This is a genomic window from Paraburkholderia franconis (genome assembly GCF_009362735.1).
Lineage (GTDB): Bacteria > Pseudomonadota > Gammaproteobacteria > Burkholderiales > Burkholderiaceae > Paraburkholderia > Paraburkholderia franconis.
This window is the reverse complement of record NZ_WHNP01000110.1, coordinates 1-16,805: the sequence shown is the minus strand read 5'-3', so window position 1 is coordinate 16,805 and position 16,805 is coordinate 1. Positions and strand designations below refer to the sequence as shown.

Sequence of the window (16,805 nt, the reverse complement as noted above, 5' to 3'; positions counted from 1 at the left end):
CGTACCACCGCGCGTTGTCCATGCAAGGTCTTGACGTTCTCGAATCGCTCCAGCAGCGCCGACAGCTCCGCTTCGATTGCCTGCTGAATCACTTGCCGCGCTCCGTGTCGCACCAATTCGTCCAGGCCCAGACCGACTTCCGATAGACCGACAACTGCTTTTTCCGTAAACTTGCTCATGGTGGATGGTTTGTTGTTTGCTGGTTTCCGACTTCGACAATCAGATTCTCAGCTGAAACCTCCACCGCCTTCAATCTCCCGCCTCAACTCCCCCGTACACCAGTTCCGACTTTAGCTCGACCAAACATGTGGAGCAGCTCTGAATTTCAGGAAAACCGCCACCTCTTAAAATTGAGGGTAGTCCTGTGACCGGTTTCAAGCCGGGCATAGCGTGGAAAGTGTTGAAATTCTGACCGAACCGGAGCACCGCCGTCGGCGCTCCGTCGAAGTAAAACTGGCAATTGAGCAGGAGACGCAATCGGCAGATTTTCTCCGCAGCGCGGAGACGGTTTCGCGTCCACTCGTCCCTGTCGACGATACCCGCAAGGTTCGACGGCTCGCGGGATATATCAACAGTGGCATCGCAGGGAAAGGTCAGTTTGTTCGCCAGCATCCAACAAGCTATAGGCTCCCGGGTCGACGGCTCACTGCGGACTGACGGAAGGCGGCCCCATCCAGTAGCGTTGTTGCCACATCATGTTGTTCATCATTTCCTGCTGCATCCTGAGATACTGGTCGGTCATGTACTGACGCTGGCGCAACTGCTCAGGCGTCAGGTTGGAGTAGTACCCACCCATATGCCCCCAACCGGGTCCAGCGCCACCCATCATCCCGTGCCCCATCATGCCCGGTCCCATCATCCCCGTGCCCCACATGCTGTGCATGATGTTCATTGCACTCTGCATCGTGTCCCAGTGCTTCTGCAGTAGTCGCTGCCGCTCTTGTGGGTCTTGCGTCGTGCGGATCTGATCCATCTGGCCTTGCATCTGGCTCATGAGTTGTTGCAGCTTCACCAGATCCTTGTCGAACTCCGCGGGCTTCTGCGCTTGCGATTTGGGTGTGCTCTGCGCAGGCACTGCGTCCTTCGTCGCCGCCTGCAATGCAGGCGAACACAGCATGGCAGCGATGACCACTGTGGTCAGAATTCTTTTCATGATGGACTCCTCGGATTTCGTTTCATCGCAGCCGAATTGCGGGCCCGTTTCCCCAAAGTACGCTGAGGTACGTGGACGAGATTGACACATATCAAATGCACATCGGGTCGGCGTAGCACGGTTTGGCTTGGTTCGGGCTCGAGTGTTAAGAATCCGGTAAGGAATACAGCCCAAGATGACCGACATCTACCGGAGAATCCCGTGAACCAATCTCCTATGTTGTCGGGTTTGTTGAGGGCGCTACTGCTGCTCCCAATCGTTACCGCAATGGCGACGGCCAACGCCGCCACGCCTTCAGATCTGCTCAGCGCCTATCGCGCGCAGTCGAACCAAGCTGAACCTTCTCCTTCTCGCGGACAACAGTTTTTCAACGCCTCGCATGGCCGCGAGTGGAGTTGCGCTTCGTGTCACGGTGCAGTGCCCACACAAACGGGCAGGCATGTCGTCACAGGCAAGGCAATCGCCCCCCTCGCCCCTGCATTCAACGCAGAGCGGTTTACCGACGCAGCGAAATCCGAGAAATGGTTTCGCCGCAATTGCGGCGACGTCGTCGGACGCGAATGCAGCGCGTCCGAGAAAGCGGATCTTCTAGCCTGGCTTTTGACGCTCAAGCCGTAGGCGAGCGCTTTCCATAAGCGATGTTTTTCCGAACTGGAGTGCTTCCTGTGCCGTTTGAACTACTGTCCCGTTCCGCGGTGGTTTGCGTCGCCGCGATTCTGGCCTCTCTGGCAGCTTCCAAAGTCATGGCCGAAGCGGATGAGACGCGCACTCAGACCAACCTGCTTCCCAGGTACCGGCAGGAATGCGCCGCCTGCCATATAGCCTATCCTCCTGGCATGCTCCCCGCCGCATCGTGGCAGCGCATTCTGGGCGATCTGTCACACCATTACGGCACCGATGCATCGCTCGACGCCGACTCGGTCAGACAGATCTCGACATGGCTCGCAGCCCGTTCGGGCGGAGACGCAACTTCGCACGTTGCACCACCCGAGGACCGCATTACCCGCTCGGCCTGGTTCCGGCACGAGCATGCCGAGATACCCGCCTCCGTATGGAAACGCCCCACGGTCAGGAGCGCGTCAAATTGCGCGGCCTGCCATACGCGTGCCGATCAAGGAAACTTCAATGAACACTTCATCCGCATACCCCAATAGCCGCGACACGCACGATACGACTGACGGCCGCATTCTGGTCTGGGACCTGCCTGTACGGCTCTTTCACTGGCTGATGGCAGCCTGCTTCGCCGGCGCTTTCCTGACTGCGGAAAGCGAGCATTGGCGACTCGTCCACGTGACGCTCGGCTATACCGTTGGCGGCCTGGTCCTCTTTCGTCTCGTGTGGGGAATCGTCGGCACGAAGTACGCCCGATTCGCCAGCTTTGTCCGGGGGCCATCCTCCGTATGGCGGTATCTGCTGGGCGTGGCGCGCGCTCACCCTGACCGTCACATCGGTCACAACCCGGCCGGCGCCGTCGTCATCGTTGCCATGCTCACCCTCGCGTGCGCATTGACCTTCACGGGTTGGACGGCCTATAACGATGTCGGCGGGGAATGGCTGAATGAACTGCACGAAGGCATAGCCAATGTCATGCTGGCGCTCGTCGGCGTGCACATCGCAGGCGTCATTGCGAGTAGCTGGCTTCATCGCGAGAACCTGATCGGAGCGATGGTTAGCGGACGCAAGCACGGACAACCTGGCGAAGGCGTCCAAAACGCATGGAGAAGCGTCGCCGCGCTGATGCTGGTCGCCGTGCTGACGTTCTGGTGGTGGCAATGGCACGCTGCGCCTGCCGCGTCCGTGTCCACACACGATGCAATGTCCGTGCGGCAAACCGATCGATACGACAGCGATGACTGATCGCACCCGTGGGTCAAGTACAAAATGCGCATACTGCTTATCGAAGATGATCCGTTACTTGGCGACGGCGTTCGCGCGGGCTTGCGTCAGGCAGGCTTCCAGGTCGACTGGGTGCGCGACGGCAGCGCCGCCGAGACGGAACTGCGCACCCACGCCTACGCGGCGGCCGTACTCGATCTCGGACTGCCGCTCAAGGACGGCATCGAAGTCCTGTCGTCAGTCCGTCACGCCGGCGTGACCCTGCCCGTGCTCGTGCTGACCGCACGCGATGCCGTTCCCGATCGTATCCGAGGACTAGACATCGGCGCCGACGATTACGTCGTCAAGCCCGTCGATCTCCAGGAACTCGCCGCCCGTCTGCGGGCGCTCGTGCGTCGCGCGCACGGTCAGCCGCAAGAGAAACTGAAAGTGCAGCACATAACACTCGAACCCGCGACAAGGCTCGTCTACCGGAAGGAGGAACCCGTCACCCTGTCTCCGCGCGAGTTCGACCTTTTACATGTGCTGATGCTCAACGCGGGCCGCGTGATGTCTCGGGAGCAGCTCGAACAGGCCGTGTACGGCTGGGGACAGGAAGTGGAAAGCAACGCAGTGGAAGTGCACATCCACCGCCTGCGCACAAAGCTCCGCAGCGATCTGATCAGGACTGTTCGCGGCGTCGGCTATGTGCTGATGCGAGAAGACCCGGCCACGCGATGATTCTGCATCGCTCTCTGCAGGGTCGGCTGCTGGTGCTCGTGATCGGGGTCGTGACGGGCGTATGGTTGATCACCGCGCTCTTCATCTGGCGCGACGCGCGCAGTGAGCTTGACGAACTGCTCGACAGTCACCTCGCGCAGGCCGCGGCACTGCTGATCGTCCAGCAAACGCAATCGATCGACGACGATGACGAAATCGATACACGCGTACCGCACCCGTACGCGCCCAAAGTGGCCTTTCAGATCATTCACGAGGGACACGTGATCGTGCGTTCCGCCAACGCGCCGACGGAGCCGATGATTGCCACGAATCACGAGTTCAACCAGGGCTTCGCAACCGTGCGAATAGCTGACAAGACGTGGCGCGTATTTGCCGCGCGTGGCGCAAAGGCGGATACATACGTCTATGTCGGCGAGCGTGTCGATTCGCGTACCTCGATACTGCTTGCGGTCTTGCGCGGCGCGCTGTGGCCTATGGCCGCCGCCCTTCCATTTCTCGGAGTCGCGACCTGGTGGGCGGTGCGGCGAGGCGTGACGCCGCTCAAAAAGCTGGGTCGGAGCATTGCCCGGCGCGGCCCGGATGATCTGGCGCCCGTCGTCATGACCGAGGCCCCCGCCGAAATGTCACCTGTGCTCGACGCGCTCAACCAGCTCTTCGTCCGCATCCAGACAGTATGGGAATCGGAACGCCGGTTCACGGCAGACGCAGCGCATGAGTTGCGCACGCCGATCGCGGCCATTCGCACGCAGGCCCAGGTGGCACTGGCCGAAACGGATGACGCCCTTCGACAGCACGCGTTGCGCGCTACCGTCGAAGGCTGTGACCGTGCGACGCGTCTCGTGAACCAGTTGCTGGTGCTCTCGCGACTCGAGTCCGGCGTGACTCTCGAATTCCACACGATCGATCTCAGCGCGCTCGTAAAACGTGTGGTCGCGGAACTGGCGCCGACGGCAATTGCGAAACAGCAGTCGCTGGAATTCGATGGTGCGGGGCCGTGCCCCGTCACAGGCGACGAAATGCTGCTTGCGGCGCTGGTGCGCAATCTCGTGGACAACGCCATTCGCTATAGCCCGTCCGGCGCAACCGTGATGGTCAAGACAGCATCGCGCAACCACACGGTCGTCCTGTCCGTCGAGGATAGCGGCCCCGGACTTCCAGATGCGGATCGCGAGCGACTGGGGGAGCGCTTTTTTCGCGTGCCAGGCACCGCCGAAAGCGGGAGTGGCCTGGGCTGGTCGGTCGTGCAACGGATCGTCGGCCTTCACGCAGCGACAGTCAGAGTAGGTCGCTCCGAAACGCTGGGGGGGCTGGAAGTCGATGTCCGGTTAAGAGGTGTCCCTGCTTGATCTGAGTCAAGCCGAGACCCGCACCCGGCGTGATGATTTCACTTGTGGCAGCCCGCAGCGGGACAGGCGGCCAGTCTGATCAAAGAGCGGGAGGGTTCAAATGCGCAAACGACTACAGCTTTTCGCGGCGGTATTCGCATCACTATTCATCGCGATGTCTTCCGCCGCTCACGCAGGCGAGGCCTCCCGTAGCGTCACCGCACACGGCCTCACCGTCCACTACGGTGTTGTCCCCGCCAGTAAGGCGGCAGACTCCGGCAGGACAGCGGCTAGCGATGTCGGCGCTGTGAATCCGGATACCTACCATTTGACTGTCGCGATCTTCGATAGCGCCACGGGCAGGCGTCTGAGCGATGCCACCGTACTCGCCAGCGTGAAAGGCCCCCAGCGCAACGACACTCGATTTCACGGCAAACCGGTTGAGAAACGGCTTGATCCCGTCAAGATCGGCAATGCCGTCACGTATGGCAACGACTTCGAAATGCCATGGAGTGGCATTTACCACGTCGATCTGACCGTTACCCAAAAGGATCTGTCGAAGCCGACAAGCATCCGGTTCAACTACGACCATCGCTTCTGAAGGCAACACGGCTCTCAACATTCTGACGTTCTGTCGAATCGCGAAGGCGACAGATTCCAGCGAGCAGTATTGCGGGACGGGCCGCTCATCTTGCGCACACCCCGCTGCTGCTCGTCGGCACAACAGACGCCTGAATCGCAGTGCGCATCAACCGCTTCTCGCGTGTCCTGCGCCCAAATCGCTGCAGGGTCATGCTTCGACGGGTGGTAGCTCGCTAAAGGGAGCCAGTCATGTCGACGTTGGCGACGCTGTTCGTTGTCATTCTGCTGCTTAACCTCATGCCAGCGTTCGCCCCGCCTACGTGGATGGCCATGTCATGGGTCGGTTTCAACGTCGCTGAGGTTAATCCACTCCTGCTTGCCGTTGTTGCAGCCGGCGCAGCGACCATCGGACGACTGGTACTCGCCACATTTGCACGTTCGCTAGTGCGAGGACGGCTGATGCGCGAATCGGACCGGCAAAACATCGAAGTCGTCGAAGCGTGGCTCAAGAAGCGCAAGAAGCTGACGGTAGGTGCGTTCTTCTTGTATGCGCTGGGTCCTTTCCCTTCGAACTATCTCTTCATTGCATATGGACTTTCAGGGTTGCCGTTTGGCGTCATCGGCGCCGCATTCTTTGCGGGCCGCACGATCAGCTATTCGATTTGGGCTCACATCGGAAGGCTCGCTTCCACCTATACCGATCCTGAGTTCCAGTTCGAGGGCGGGTATTTGAGCGGCTATTTTGTCGTCACCCAGATAGCGTTGCTTGGGTTCGTGTACATCATCACAAAGCTCGACTGGAAGATGCTGATCGAAGAACGCAAGTTGAAGTGGCGACGCGCAATGAGGAAAAAGGATGTCGGCGAGCGCGGTCACACGGCGAAGCATTGAACGCAGCGAGCGCCTCGTTTCATTGCTGTCCCAGCAAAAGCGAACGTCTATTCTCTCGCCCGCCGCCAGGACTATTTGTCTTGTTTCCGTCAGGTGTTGGTAGTGCGAGGAAAACTGATACTTGCCCACAGGCAAATGTGCAAGAAGGAATGGACTCTTTGTGCGGATAGAAAGACCCGCCGCTTACTCTCTGAAATATTGATGTCAACGCGTTGAAACCTGCACGGTGCCGAGATATTGGGCCTCGCGGGGCTTTGCGCAAGCCGCGGATTTCTCATCACTTGCTGAACGGTGGTCATTCCTCAGGCATTACCGTTAACCTTTCTTTAAGGATCGGTACCTACCATACCCCAAGAGAGTGAGCCGTCAAAACCAGCAGTGAATGCTGCGTTCCGTCTAGCCGTTCGCAAATATCAACGTTGCTGGAAACGTTCTGATCATGACAACCGCCGACCGATCCAAACGTCGTGATCATGAAGCGGGCACAAGGCGCGCAGTCAAACCGCGTCGGAAATTCCTCCGGATGGCAGCGGGCGCGCTTGGCGCATCCGCAGTCGCCGCCCTGACACCCGAGTTGATTCGCAAAACGCTCACGGCGCACGCCAACGTGACCACGGGCACGATCAACGACGTCAGGCACATCGTGATCTTCACGCAGGAGAACCGCTCGTTCGATCATTACTTCGGCACGCTTCGAGGCGTGCGAGGATTCAACGACCGGATGGCGATCGCACTGCCCAATGGCGATCCGGTGTGGAAGCAACCCGCCGCTATCGGCTACATCCTGCCGTTCCATATGGACACCAGTCTGACGCGTGCGGCGTGCACCCGGGCACCGTCGATGAACTACCTTGTTGACATTGCCATGTGGAACAGAGGGCTCTGCAATGAATGGAACAAGGCCCGCTTTCCCGGTCTCGGCATGAGCTACTTCACGCGGAACGACCTACGCTTCTATTACGCACTGGCCGACGCCTTCACAATTTGCGATCAGTATTACGCGTCGACACTGACGCAAACCAACCCGAACCGGTTACATCTGTTTAGTGGCAGCAGCGGCCTCTCGGCTGGTTTTGTGCCCACGCTCGACAATGTCGAACCAGCGGCGGGCTTCGGATGGCCAACGATCGCGGAAACCCTTGAAGCGGCCGGTATCAGCTGGCGGGTTTATCAACAAGCCGACAACTTTGACGACAACGCACTCGCGCTGTTTCATAGCTTCAAGTCCGCTCCGACGTCAAGCGTGCTGTACCGCAAGGGGATGGCGACCGTCGATGACATTGCACAGGCTTTCTCCGCGGACATCGCAGCGGGTGTGCTGCCTCAGGTGTCGTGGATCATCGCACCAACCGCCTTATCCGAGCATGCGAACTATCACCCGCAGGCCGGTGAAGACCTCACCGCGCGGTTGCTTGCGGGGCTCGTCGCGAACCCCAGGGTCTGGTCTCAGACGGTGTTCTTGCTGAACTACGATGAGCAAGGCGGCTTCTTTGATCACGAACCGCCGCCGACACCGCCAGCTACCGACGCGGAAGGCAAGACGACCATCGCCACGAACGGCGAGATTTATGAAGGCTTGCCCATTGGTCTTGGTTTCCGGGTGCCGATGACTGTCATTTCACCTTGGTCCAAGGGCGGCTATGTCTGTTCGGAAATATTCGATCACACATCGATCATCCAGTTTATCGAGCGGCGCTTCCAGATTCGATGCCCCAACATCAGTGCATGGCGCCGCTCGGTTTGCGGCGACCTCACGTCGTCATTCGACTTCACGACAGCGGATGCAACGTGGCCACGCTTGCCCGACACGAGTCGATACGTCTCCGACGCGAACCGGCAATGCAGTTCGCTGCCAGAGCCGACCATACCCGTAGTGCAGTCGAAACCGAGGCAGGAGCCCGGTACGCGACCCTCACGGGCATTGCCCTACGCGCTTCATGCGACTGCATATGTGGATGCCGGTAGCGCAACCCTCTCGCTCCTGATAAGCAACGACGGGAAAGCGGGCGCCGCGTTTTCGGCGTATGACCTCGCCACATGCACGAATCCGCCCCGTCGTTATGCGCTTCGGGCGGGAACACAGGTCTCCGATAGCTGGTGTCGTGTCCACCTCTCCGGCACACAATACTCGATTGCATTGCGTGGACCGAATGGCTTTCTCAGGACGTTTAGAGGAGACATGGCCGAGACATCGGGCGCCGCATCCGCTAATCCCGAGATCCGCGTAACCTACGATCAGGCAAATAACGCAGTCTGCCTGCACATGATTAATTCGGGTCACGCAGGGTGCCAGTTCACCGTCACATCGAACGCATATCGCACCGATGGTCCATGGAACTTTCCGTTGGCGGCAGGTGGCACAATGACAACCAGCTGGCCTGTGTCGTCAAGCGGAAACTGGTACGACTTCACCGTGACGGTGGATGTTCAACCGGGATTCCAGCGGCGATTCGCGGGACGTATCGAAAATGGAGAAGACCTTATTAGCGATCCGGCTGCCGCGTGATGGCAGATCTGATCTCTGCAATGCCGGTTCCGCGATTCGAAGGCGGAATCGCCGCATTCATCCACGCCATTCAGGAACTGAGGGCGACCGGCGCATCACGCCGTAAAACAAAGCGTCCATAAACCAACTATGTTACGGGCGTGGCTGATGTGTTATTCATGTCATAAGCTGAAGGTGCAAATCCACATTCACCCCCGATCCCGCCAAAGCCGAACACGGCAACGTTTGTCCCCGCTTGTACCTCTGCTGAAAACACGACTGCGCCGACACTCGTTGTCACCCCGCCGTCGATGTAGCAGATCTTGTCGAATGACGCGTCCTTCCGGATCTCCGACACCACGCCCCACATCAACAATAACGCCCGCAGTCCGTGTGGCAGATGCCCGTCGCCTTCATTTCAACCAGCACCAAGCTGATGTGATCGCTTTACGGCAATGCCACTTGCGCCTACTCTGCTATTCGAGGCGTTCTGGTCAAGAACCGTTTTCGATCACCTGGAGGACAACAAGCGCGTCAACCCAACATTCTTCCTGTCTGGAGCCTGTCAATGAACACCGAGCCTTATCAGTCGTGTATCGAAGCCTGTGATGCTTGTGCCGCCGCCTGCGACCGCTGCGCATCTGCCTGCCTTGGCGAACCAGATATCGCGCACATTGCCAAGTGTATTCGCCTCAACGCAGACTGCGCTTCGCTGTGCCGCTTCACATCCGCCGCATTAGCTCGGGAAAGCCATCTGGCACCCGAGTTTTGCGCGCTTTGCGCACAGATCTGTGACGAATGCGCAGACGAATGCTCCCGGCACCCATCCGAGCAGTGCGGAACATGCAGCGACACGTGCCGGATATGCGCGGAAGTGTGCCGAGGAATCTGGTCCCAGTAGTCGTAGTTGCTTAATTAAGCGGATGTTCTGCGAACATCCGCCCGTCTGCGACCGACGATTGTGGGAGGCGTAAATGAGCGTCCAGGAAAATGTTCTATTGGTGCAGCGGGCATACGATGCCTTCAGCAAAGGCGACATCGAGGGCGTCCTGATAACGCTCGCCGAAAATGTCGACTGGTTCATACCGGGGTCCACGGAGATCATCCCGTTCGCCGGTAGAAGGCACGGCCCACAGGAGGTCGGGGAATTCTTCAGTGCGCTCGCTGCGACCCAGACTGCAGAGCGATTCGAGCCTCTCGATTTTATTGCCGACCAGGACAAGGTCGTCGTGCTCGGGGTGCAGCGGTGGCGCGTAGCTTCTACTGGCGTTACGTATGAAGACGAGTGGGCCCACGTCTTCACGATCGAAAACGGAAGAATCACGAAATTCACGGAATACCATGACACTGCGGCCGAAGCGGCAGCTCATCGGCGATAAAAACGATCATCGCGATTCGAACGCTCCCTTGCCGGTGGGGGATACACCCGCTGGCCCGCCAATCGTCGCGCCCCGGATCGCGACGAGCCCACCGAAGATGTTGGGCACAATCAGCGCTTCACCAGGAGCACTGCATCGTGCCAGCCGGATCACGATGTCATTCGTGCCTCTCGCTTGATACAGATCAACAGTAGCACTGCACCACGCCGCACATTAGTAGAAGTGTGAGGCGCGCGACCATCCAGTGTCCCACACGTTGCATGCGCGCATTACGCTCGGCGCGGGTGAATCGCGCCATACGTTGCCCGTATCTCGCTGGAGTCGCGGCCATGAACCCCATTCCTCGAAAAGTTGTCATCATCGGCGCCGGTATTGCAGGCCTGTGCGCCGCGGTCCACGCGCGTAAATGCGGATACGCGGTCACCGTGCTCGAGCAGCACGAACGTCCCGGCGGACTCGCCACAAGCTGGCAGCGCGGCGCCTATACCTTCGAGGCCTGTCTACACTGGCTGCTCGGCTCGAGTCCGCATGACCCCTTGCATGCACTATGGCGCGAAGTGTTCGACATCGACCGCCTGCACTTCGTCTATCCCGAAGAATGGATGCGTGTAGAAAGCGAAGACGGCAAGCGCCTGTCCATCTACTCGAATCTCGATCGGCTCGAAGCGGAGCTGCTGCAGCACGCACCGCAAGACGAAGCGCAGATCCGACAGTTCCTGCATGCCGTGCGCAGCCTGAGCCACTGCCCGCTGCCATCGTTGAGCGGCGACTGGCAGGATCGCCTTGCGACAGGACTGCAATTGCTTCCCCGCGTACCTCTTCTGCACAGCCTCTCGCACATCACGTCCGAAGCCTACGGCAAGCGGTTCAGCGACCCGTTGCTGCGAGGCTTCTTCGGCGAAAGAGAAAACGCGCAGCTTGCGGTGATCGCGCTCGCTTTCGCGCTCGCATGGACCTCTAACCGAAACGCAGGTTATCCGACAGGCGGCTCGCAGGCGGTGATCGGTCCGATCGCGCAAAATCTGCAGCAACTCGGCGGCGTGTTGCGCACGTGCGCGAGCGTCAAGCAGATTCTCGTGGAAGACAATACGGCAGTGGGTGTGCGGCTCGACGATGGCGAGCGTATCGACGCCGACTGGGTTGTCTCCGCTGCCGACGGACACACGACCGTCTACGATATGCTCGACGGACGGTATGTCGGCCCTCGCGTGGAGCACGTCTATCGCACATACAAGCCCTTCCCCTCATTTCTGCAGGTGAGCCTCGGCGTGGCGCGCGATCTTTCGCAGCAGTGCGGATACGTGATGCGGCTGCTTGACCAGCCGCTCACAGTCGACCCGCAAACCGCGCTACATCAAATCGCTTTCCGGCTGTTCCACTACGATCCCACGTTCGCGCCCGCCGGCAAGACCGCCGTCACGTGCACGCTGCCAACGCGCAACGTGGAATACTGGTCGGAGTTGAGCGAGCACGAGCCGCAAGGCTACGAAGCGGAAAAGCAGCGCGTGGCCGACAGTGTGATCGCTATCTTCGACGAGCACATGCCCGGCGTGCGCGACGCGATAGAAGTGGTCGACGTCTCGACGCCCGCTACCGTGGTCCGCTGCACGCGCAACTGGCGAGGCAGCATGGAAGGCTGGCTCCTTACGCCGCAGACGGGCGTAAGACCCTTGCCGTCCACACTGCCCGGCTTGCGGCAGTTCCTGATGATCGGCCAATGGGTCATGCCCGGCGGCGGCCTGCCGTCTGGCCTGATTACCGCGCGGCGCGCGGTGCGCCGCATGTGCCGGCAAGACGGCATGGCCTTCGTGCCAGACGAGCATGAGAATTCGTCGAACGCAGCTGCCGGCTTTCCGACCTGACACAACTCACACGTCGGGCGGCGCTTCCGCCCGTGAGGACTTCAAACTTAAAATTGACGCGGCCGGCCTCTGTCTTCCAAGTTGAACCCTTTCACGGACTACAGACTTTCTCAGGGGCGCGAGCGTTGACGAGCGCGACACTCAACCGTTCGCAACGCCGCTCGCAAACGTCTCGCAGTCCATACCCGTTGTCGACGTGTACCGGCGCCTGCTGCACACTCCTGTCCTGCAATGCAAGCACGGCCTTGCAAGCGAGCGTCGTTGGCATCGTTCTTCAAGCGGTCTCGTGACCGACAGCGTCGCGCGCTGCAAATCAGTCAGTGCCGCAGCACGTCCATCGATCGCATATAGAAACGCCCTTCCTCGCGTAAACCCCGGTGAATGAAATTGCCTGGCGTAAGAACCCGGTAAGCGGGCGCTTTTAACGTACTACCGAGCGCATCAAAAGAACGACGCGTCTAAACCGCGTGCGCGAGAGCGTCGCACTACATCCCCACCGGAATGCCACAAGTACATGTGGTTTGCCGATCGTTCCGGCCCTACTCGAACGAGGCACTCGTTCAGACAATGAAGTGTTATCCGTGCAGGAGACGAAGATGGACTTGAAACTCGCAGAGAAAATCAAATCGAGCGCGACGTACCGCGAACTGGTGCGAAAGCGCTCGAGGCTCGGGTGGACGCTCACCGCCCTCGTACTCGTCGTCTACTATGGCTACGTGCTGCTGATCGCGTTCGATAGGGGCGTGCTCGCCGCGAAGATGGGGCCGGGGGTGATGACATGGGGCATGCCGATCGGTCTCTTCGTGATCCTGTTCACCGTGGCGATCACGGGTTTCTATGTGCGTCGCGCCAACAGCGCCTACGACGAACTCACCGACCAGATCAAGCGGGAGGTCGCATGAAGGCTCGGCAATTCCTCGCCGCGAGCGCGCTTTTCGCCGCTTCTGCCAGTTGCTTCGCAGCCGGCGCCGATCTAGGTCAGGCGGTCAAGCAGGCAACCAACTGGACCGCGATCAGTATGTTTATCGTGTTCGTGATCGCGACACTCTTCATCACCAAATGGGCCGCCAGAAAAACGCGTTCGGCTGCAGAATTCTACACAGCAGGCGGCGGCATCACCGGCTTTCAGAATGGCCTGGCGATCGCTGGAGACTTCATGTCTGCGGCATCCTTTCTTGGCATCTCAGCCGCTGTCTATGCGAACGGATACGATGGACTCATCTACTCGATCGGCTTTCTGGTGGGCTGGCCGATCATCACGTTTTTGATGGCCGAACGGCTGCGTAATCTCGGCCGCTTCACGTTCGCCGATGTGGCCGCGTATCGCTTCAGGCAGGCCCCGATACGCGCGTTCGCTGCTTCAGGCACGCTCGTTGTCGTGGCGTTCTACCTGATCGCGCAGATGGTGGGTGCGGGACAGCTCATCAAGCTGCTGTTTGGCCTCGACTACTGGATCGCGGTCGTGATCGTCGGCATGCTGATGATGGTGTACGTGCTCTTCGGCGGCATGACCGCGACCACCTGGGTGCAGATCATCAAGGCGTGCCTGCTCCTCGCGGGAGCATCGTTCATGGCGTTCATGGTGCTATGGCAATTTCACTTCAGCCCCGAGGCACTGTTTGCGAAGGCCGTCGAGGTGCATGAGAAGAAGGCATCGATCATGGGGCCGGGCAACTTCATCAAGGACCCGATTTCGGCAATCTCCTTCGGCATCGCGTTGATGTTCGGCACAGCTGGCCTGCCGCACATCCTGATGCGCTTCTTTACGGTTCCCAATGCGAAGGAAGCGCGCAAGTCGGTGTTCTGGGCGACCACGTGGATCGGCTATTTCTACATTCTCACTTTCATCATCGGCTTTGGTGCGATCGTGCTGGTGAGCACCAATCCCGTCTTCAAGGACGCGGCCGGCAAGCTGCTCGGCGGCACCAACATGGCGGCCGTGCATCTGGCGACCGCGGTCGGCGGCAACGTGTTCCTCGGCTTTATTTCGGCCGTCGCGTTCGCCACGATCCTCGCCGTCGTCGCGGGCCTCACGCTCGCCGGCGCGTCGGCGGTATCGCACGACCTCTATGCGACAGTGTTCAAACATGGCAAGGCGTCGAGTGCAAACGAACTGTTTGTTTCGCGCGTGACGACGGTCGTGCTGGGCATCGTTGCCGTCGTGCTTGGCATCGTGTTCGAAAAGCAGAACATCGCATTCATGGTTTCGCTCGCTTTCGCAGTGGCGGCTTCTGCCAATTTTCCTGTGCTGTTCATGTCGGTGCTGTGGCGCGGCTGTACGACGCGCGGTGCGGCCATCGGTGGCTTCCTTGGGCTGCTCTCAGCCGTGTTGCTGACGGTTCTGTCGAAGGCAGTGTGGGTCGACGTCTTTCACTACGCGAGCGCGCCGTTTCCGTATGCATCACCCGCGCTCTTCTCAATGGCAATTGGCTTCTTCGGCATCTGGTTCTTTTCGGTAACTGACAAATCCAATCGCGCACGCATTGACCAGGCGGGTTTCGAGGCGCAGGCCGTGCGCTCGGAAACCGGCATCGGAGCTGTGGAAGGCGTCAGCCACTAAACCGGCAAGGCGCAACTTGGGGGCCAAGGTCGGTGTTTCCGTCGCGGCGGACATCGACCGGCCAGCATCCCACAGCGTCCGGAAAGACAACCATCCGTGCGCGACGGCATTCGATCGAGCCACGTCAATAGAAAAATCGGCATCGGCAATAGACTCCGATGCAGTTCTGTACTTGTGCTGGTGAGAACGCCCTTCGAGGCCACGCCCCATGGCGACCAACGGTAGGCCACCTCAAAAGCACATGGGCCCCGCTTGACTGAGGTCAACGGATAAAGGCGAAAAGATCGGCATCGCATTGCGTGACCTGAATCAACGCAACAACGATGCGCAACCTTAAGGTGAAGACATTTCCGAAATCGGGGACGCACATGGCAAGCGCAAAGGAACACCTGGCTCATTCCGCGATGGACACTGATCGTCCCATTGCAACCGAACTCTCACCGCGCGTGCATCGTCTGGTCGATAACCCGACCTATCTTCAGGCAGACGAAGATCTCGCTTTCCCGCGTCGACCGGAAATGTGCGGCATCCGGTTGCAACTCGACTACTGGAAAACCGAGGAATCGCTGCAACGGCATGGGATTCACCATACGATTGTCGTATATGGCCTTGAATGCACGCGTACGCCGGTCGCCGTCGACGTGTCATTACTTCTCGGACGAGCGTCCGATAGCAACGGCGCGTTGCCATAGGTTGCGCCAGCCCTCTTTCGGGAACCCGGCGCGAGGGCATCGCCAGACCGGCCTCGTCAGCCGATCACGAGATGATCGACGACTGCCGTCACACCCGGCGTCGAGCGCGCCGCTCCGCAGACGATGGTCCGTTCTATTGAAGAACTCAGGTGGCCCGACAGCGTGACCTTTCCCTTGTCCACTTGCACGCCCAAGTGCTTCATTTCCCGGTCCGTATGACGCTGGATTGCCTTGCGGATGTTGTACTCGATATCAGTCGGAGAAGCGGAACCCCGGATCTTGATGTCGTTTGTCACGCCCGTCACGCCCCGCATATGCACGATATTCTTCTCTGCAATATGGCTGCGGTATCCGTCCTGCACTTCGCCGCTCAATGTCACCCACCCTTTCTCCACCTTGATCTTGATGGCATCCTCCTCAAGACCAGCGATCCAGTCGAGAACGGCCCGCACGCTTAACGCAATGTCTTCATCCGATCTCTGATCGGTATCGCGAAGCTTCACGTCGATGCGCACGACTACGGCAACGACGCCCGCAATTCTCAGCGCGGACTTTTCGGCTGCAACCTTTTGTGCATAGTCCGCGACATGTCCGGTGAGCGTGACGATGCCATCGGCGACCGCTACACCAATGCGATTGGCGTCGATGGCCGGGTTGTTCGCCAGTTCGTCCTCGACTTCCTGACGCAGTTGACTATCCGACTTCATGCCCTCCGGGATGTTCGTTCAATGCGGCAGCGCATCCGTGCGATGGAATGATATGGTTCGTCCCGTTCTCCGCCGCGTCGTACAGCGCATTGAGAACTGCACGAAAGCAGACTAGCGCGCATCAATCCCGTGCAGTTGATCGAAGTCAACCGAGCCATGTCGTGATCGATTCATCTGCCAGTCAGACCGGGCGACACGCTGCACGGGACGTTGAAAGCCAGCCATCCGCGTATTCCCGACGCGGACTCCGATAAGCAACGTAAGCAAGTTAACTAACGGCTTCACGCTAGCGGCCGTCCGTAGTCCACCGATGATCTAGTATGACATCCCTTAAATACGTTGAATAATTAAACGCCTTGGTTATCATGTCGGGATGAGCCGAGGCCGTCATGCAACGTCAGTGAAGCTGACGAAGAAAGAAAAAAAGAAACTCCTGTCGCTGATCGCACAGAAGACGGCCCCGCAGCGGGATGTGATGCGGGCTCGGATTGCGTTGTGGGCACATGAGGGACACTCGAATACCGTGATTGCGCGAGAGCTCGGTGTATCGGTGCAGACGGTCAGCACGTGGCGCAAGCGCATTGCGCGGCAAGGCGCACAGGGCATTCGGGAA

16 protein-coding genes and 3 pseudogenes are annotated in these 16,805 nt (G+C 59.5%); 15 read left to right on the top strand and 4 right to left on the bottom strand.

Features of this window, described 5'->3' with window-relative positions; all coding sequences use genetic code 11:
• A pseudogene (locus GCT13_RS43645) lies at nt 1–179 on the bottom strand (IS256 family transposase); the annotation flags it as partial.
• A gap of 464 nt (nt 180–643) precedes the next feature.
• A complete protein-coding gene (locus GCT13_RS43635) occupies nt 644–1,153 on the bottom strand; it encodes a hypothetical protein (protein ID WP_152767951.1) in 510 nt (169 codons plus the stop codon).
• Nucleotides 1,154–1,420: 267 nt separating this feature from the next.
• Between GCT13_RS43635 and GCT13_RS43630 the strand changes: the two genes are divergently transcribed.
• From GCT13_RS43630 to GCT13_RS43595, 8 genes are all read left to right on the top strand, one after another.
• Entirely contained in the window at nt 1,421–1,771 is a 351-nt protein-coding gene (locus GCT13_RS43630) for a DUF1924 domain-containing protein (protein ID WP_407670953.1), read from the top strand.
• A gap of 47 nt (nt 1,772–1,818) precedes the next feature.
• The gene (locus tag GCT13_RS43625; RefSeq protein WP_321575014.1) at nt 1,819–2,307 is read left to right on the top strand and encodes a diheme cytochrome c; all 489 of its coding nucleotides are present in this window, start codon (nt 1,819–1,821) and stop codon (nt 2,305–2,307) included.
• Nucleotides 2,279–3,010 (top strand): cytochrome b/b6 domain-containing protein, encoded by a 732-nt coding sequence (locus GCT13_RS43620; protein ID WP_152767948.1) that lies wholly within the window; start codon nt 2,279–2,281, stop codon nt 3,008–3,010. Before GCT13_RS43625 ends, GCT13_RS43620 begins: the two co-directional genes overlap by 29 nt.
• A gap of 24 nt (nt 3,011–3,034) precedes the next feature.
• The gene (locus tag GCT13_RS43615; RefSeq protein ID WP_152767947.1) at nt 3,035–3,709 is read left to right on the top strand and encodes a response regulator transcription factor; all 675 of its coding nucleotides are present in this window, start codon (nt 3,035–3,037) and stop codon (nt 3,707–3,709) included.
• Complete coding sequence (locus GCT13_RS43610) at nt 3,706–5,055, top strand: ATP-binding protein (RefSeq protein ID WP_152767946.1); 1,350 nt, start codon at nt 3,706–3,708, stop codon at nt 5,053–5,055. Before GCT13_RS43615 ends, GCT13_RS43610 begins: the two co-directional genes overlap by 4 nt.
• A gap of 100 nt (nt 5,056–5,155) precedes the next feature.
• Complete coding sequence (locus tag GCT13_RS43605) at nt 5,156–5,635, top strand: hypothetical protein (RefSeq protein WP_152767945.1); 480 nt, start codon at nt 5,156–5,158, stop codon at nt 5,633–5,635.
• Nucleotides 5,636–5,865: 230 nt separating this feature from the next.
• Nucleotides 5,866–6,507, top strand: coding sequence for a hypothetical protein (locus GCT13_RS43600; protein WP_152767944.1), 642 nt, complete (start codon nt 5,866–5,868; stop codon nt 6,505–6,507).
• A gap of 439 nt (nt 6,508–6,946) precedes the next feature.
• On the top strand, nt 6,947–9,013 hold the full coding sequence (locus tag GCT13_RS43595) for a phosphocholine-specific phospholipase C (protein ID WP_152767943.1): 2,067 nt from the start codon (nt 6,947–6,949) through the stop codon (nt 9,011–9,013).
• Between the two features lie 193 nt (nt 9,014–9,206).
• On the opposite strand, the pseudogene GCT13_RS50150 reads toward GCT13_RS43595, so the two are convergent.
• Nucleotides 9,207–9,350: pseudogene (locus tag GCT13_RS50150) on the bottom strand (S-(hydroxymethyl)glutathione dehydrogenase); the annotation flags it as partial.
• Between the two features lie 210 nt (nt 9,351–9,560).
• Here GCT13_RS50150 and GCT13_RS43585 point away from each other — a divergent pair.
• The 6 genes and pseudogenes from GCT13_RS43585 to GCT13_RS43560 all read left to right on the top strand — a co-directional run.
• Nucleotides 9,561–9,893: a four-helix bundle copper-binding protein gene (locus tag GCT13_RS43585; RefSeq protein ID WP_152767942.1), complete on the top strand. Its 333-nt coding sequence runs from the start codon at nt 9,561–9,563 to the stop codon at nt 9,891–9,893.
• A gap of 73 nt (nt 9,894–9,966) precedes the next feature.
• Nucleotides 9,967–10,371: a nuclear transport factor 2 family protein gene (locus GCT13_RS43580; protein WP_152767941.1), complete on the top strand. Its 405-nt coding sequence runs from the start codon at nt 9,967–9,969 to the stop codon at nt 10,369–10,371.
• Between the two features lie 329 nt (nt 10,372–10,700).
• Nucleotides 10,701–12,233 (top strand): phytoene desaturase family protein, encoded by a 1,533-nt coding sequence (locus tag GCT13_RS43575; RefSeq protein WP_152767940.1) that lies wholly within the window; start codon nt 10,701–10,703, stop codon nt 12,231–12,233.
• A gap of 596 nt (nt 12,234–12,829) precedes the next feature.
• A complete protein-coding gene (locus GCT13_RS43570) occupies nt 12,830–13,135 on the top strand; it encodes a DUF485 domain-containing protein (RefSeq protein WP_152767939.1) in 306 nt (101 codons plus the stop codon).
• Nucleotides 13,132–14,793 (top strand): cation acetate symporter, encoded by a 1,662-nt coding sequence (locus GCT13_RS43565; RefSeq protein ID WP_152767938.1) that lies wholly within the window; start codon nt 13,132–13,134, stop codon nt 14,791–14,793. Before GCT13_RS43570 ends, GCT13_RS43565 begins: the two co-directional genes overlap by 4 nt.
• Nucleotides 14,794–15,197: 404 nt before the next feature.
• Nucleotides 15,198–15,443 (top strand): annotated as a pseudogene (locus GCT13_RS43560) (hypothetical protein); the annotation flags it as partial.
• 98 nt (nt 15,444–15,541) lie between these two features.
• On the opposite strand, the gene GCT13_RS43555 reads toward GCT13_RS43560, so the two are convergent.
• Nucleotides 15,542–16,192, bottom strand: a complete 651-nt coding sequence (locus tag GCT13_RS43555; protein ID WP_152767937.1) for a BON domain-containing protein — start codon at nt 16,190–16,192, stop codon at nt 15,542–15,544.
• Between the two features lie 400 nt (nt 16,193–16,592).
• Between GCT13_RS43555 and GCT13_RS43550 the strand changes: the two genes are divergently transcribed.
• Nucleotides 16,593–16,805: helix-turn-helix domain-containing protein (locus GCT13_RS43550; RefSeq protein WP_321574266.1), on the top strand; the 213-nt coding region annotated here is incomplete at its 3' end.

What these genes read in the sequence shown, in the direction of transcription:
- GCT13_RS43635 (WP_152767951.1), bottom strand. Translation starts at nt 1,153, where the DNA reads ATGAAAAGAATTCTGACCACAGTGGTCATCGCTGCCATGCTGTGTTCG.
- GCT13_RS43585 (WP_152767942.1), top strand. Translation starts at nt 9,561, where the DNA reads ATGAACACCGAGCCTTATCAGTCGTGTATCGAAGCCTGTGATGCTTGT.
- GCT13_RS43570 (WP_152767939.1), top strand. Translation starts at nt 12,830, where the DNA reads ATGGACTTGAAACTCGCAGAGAAAATCAAATCGAGCGCGACGTACCGC.
- GCT13_RS43580 (WP_152767941.1), top strand. Translation starts at nt 9,967, where the DNA reads ATGAGCGTCCAGGAAAATGTTCTATTGGTGCAGCGGGCATACGATGCC.
- GCT13_RS43630 (WP_407670953.1), top strand. Translation starts at nt 1,421, where the DNA reads ATGGCGACGGCCAACGCCGCCACGCCTTCAGATCTGCTCAGCGCCTAT.
- GCT13_RS43555 (WP_152767937.1), bottom strand. Translation starts at nt 16,192, where the DNA reads ATGAAGTCGGATAGTCAACTGCGTCAGGAAGTCGAGGACGAACTGGCG.
- GCT13_RS43575 (WP_152767940.1), top strand. Translation starts at nt 10,701, where the DNA reads ATGAACCCCATTCCTCGAAAAGTTGTCATCATCGGCGCCGGTATTGCA.
- GCT13_RS43600 (WP_152767944.1), top strand. Translation starts at nt 5,866, where the DNA reads ATGTCGACGTTGGCGACGCTGTTCGTTGTCATTCTGCTGCTTAACCTC.
- GCT13_RS43615 (WP_152767947.1), top strand. Translation starts at nt 3,035, where the DNA reads ATGCGCATACTGCTTATCGAAGATGATCCGTTACTTGGCGACGGCGTT.
- GCT13_RS43595 (WP_152767943.1), top strand. Translation starts at nt 6,947, where the DNA reads ATGACAACCGCCGACCGATCCAAACGTCGTGATCATGAAGCGGGCACA.
- GCT13_RS43620 (WP_152767948.1), top strand. Translation starts at nt 2,279, where the DNA reads ATGAACACTTCATCCGCATACCCCAATAGCCGCGACACGCACGATACG.
- GCT13_RS43605 (WP_152767945.1), top strand. Translation starts at nt 5,156, where the DNA reads ATGCGCAAACGACTACAGCTTTTCGCGGCGGTATTCGCATCACTATTC.
- GCT13_RS43565 (WP_152767938.1), top strand. Translation starts at nt 13,132, where the DNA reads ATGAAGGCTCGGCAATTCCTCGCCGCGAGCGCGCTTTTCGCCGCTTCT.
- GCT13_RS43610 (WP_152767946.1), top strand. Translation starts at nt 3,706, where the DNA reads ATGATTCTGCATCGCTCTCTGCAGGGTCGGCTGCTGGTGCTCGTGATC.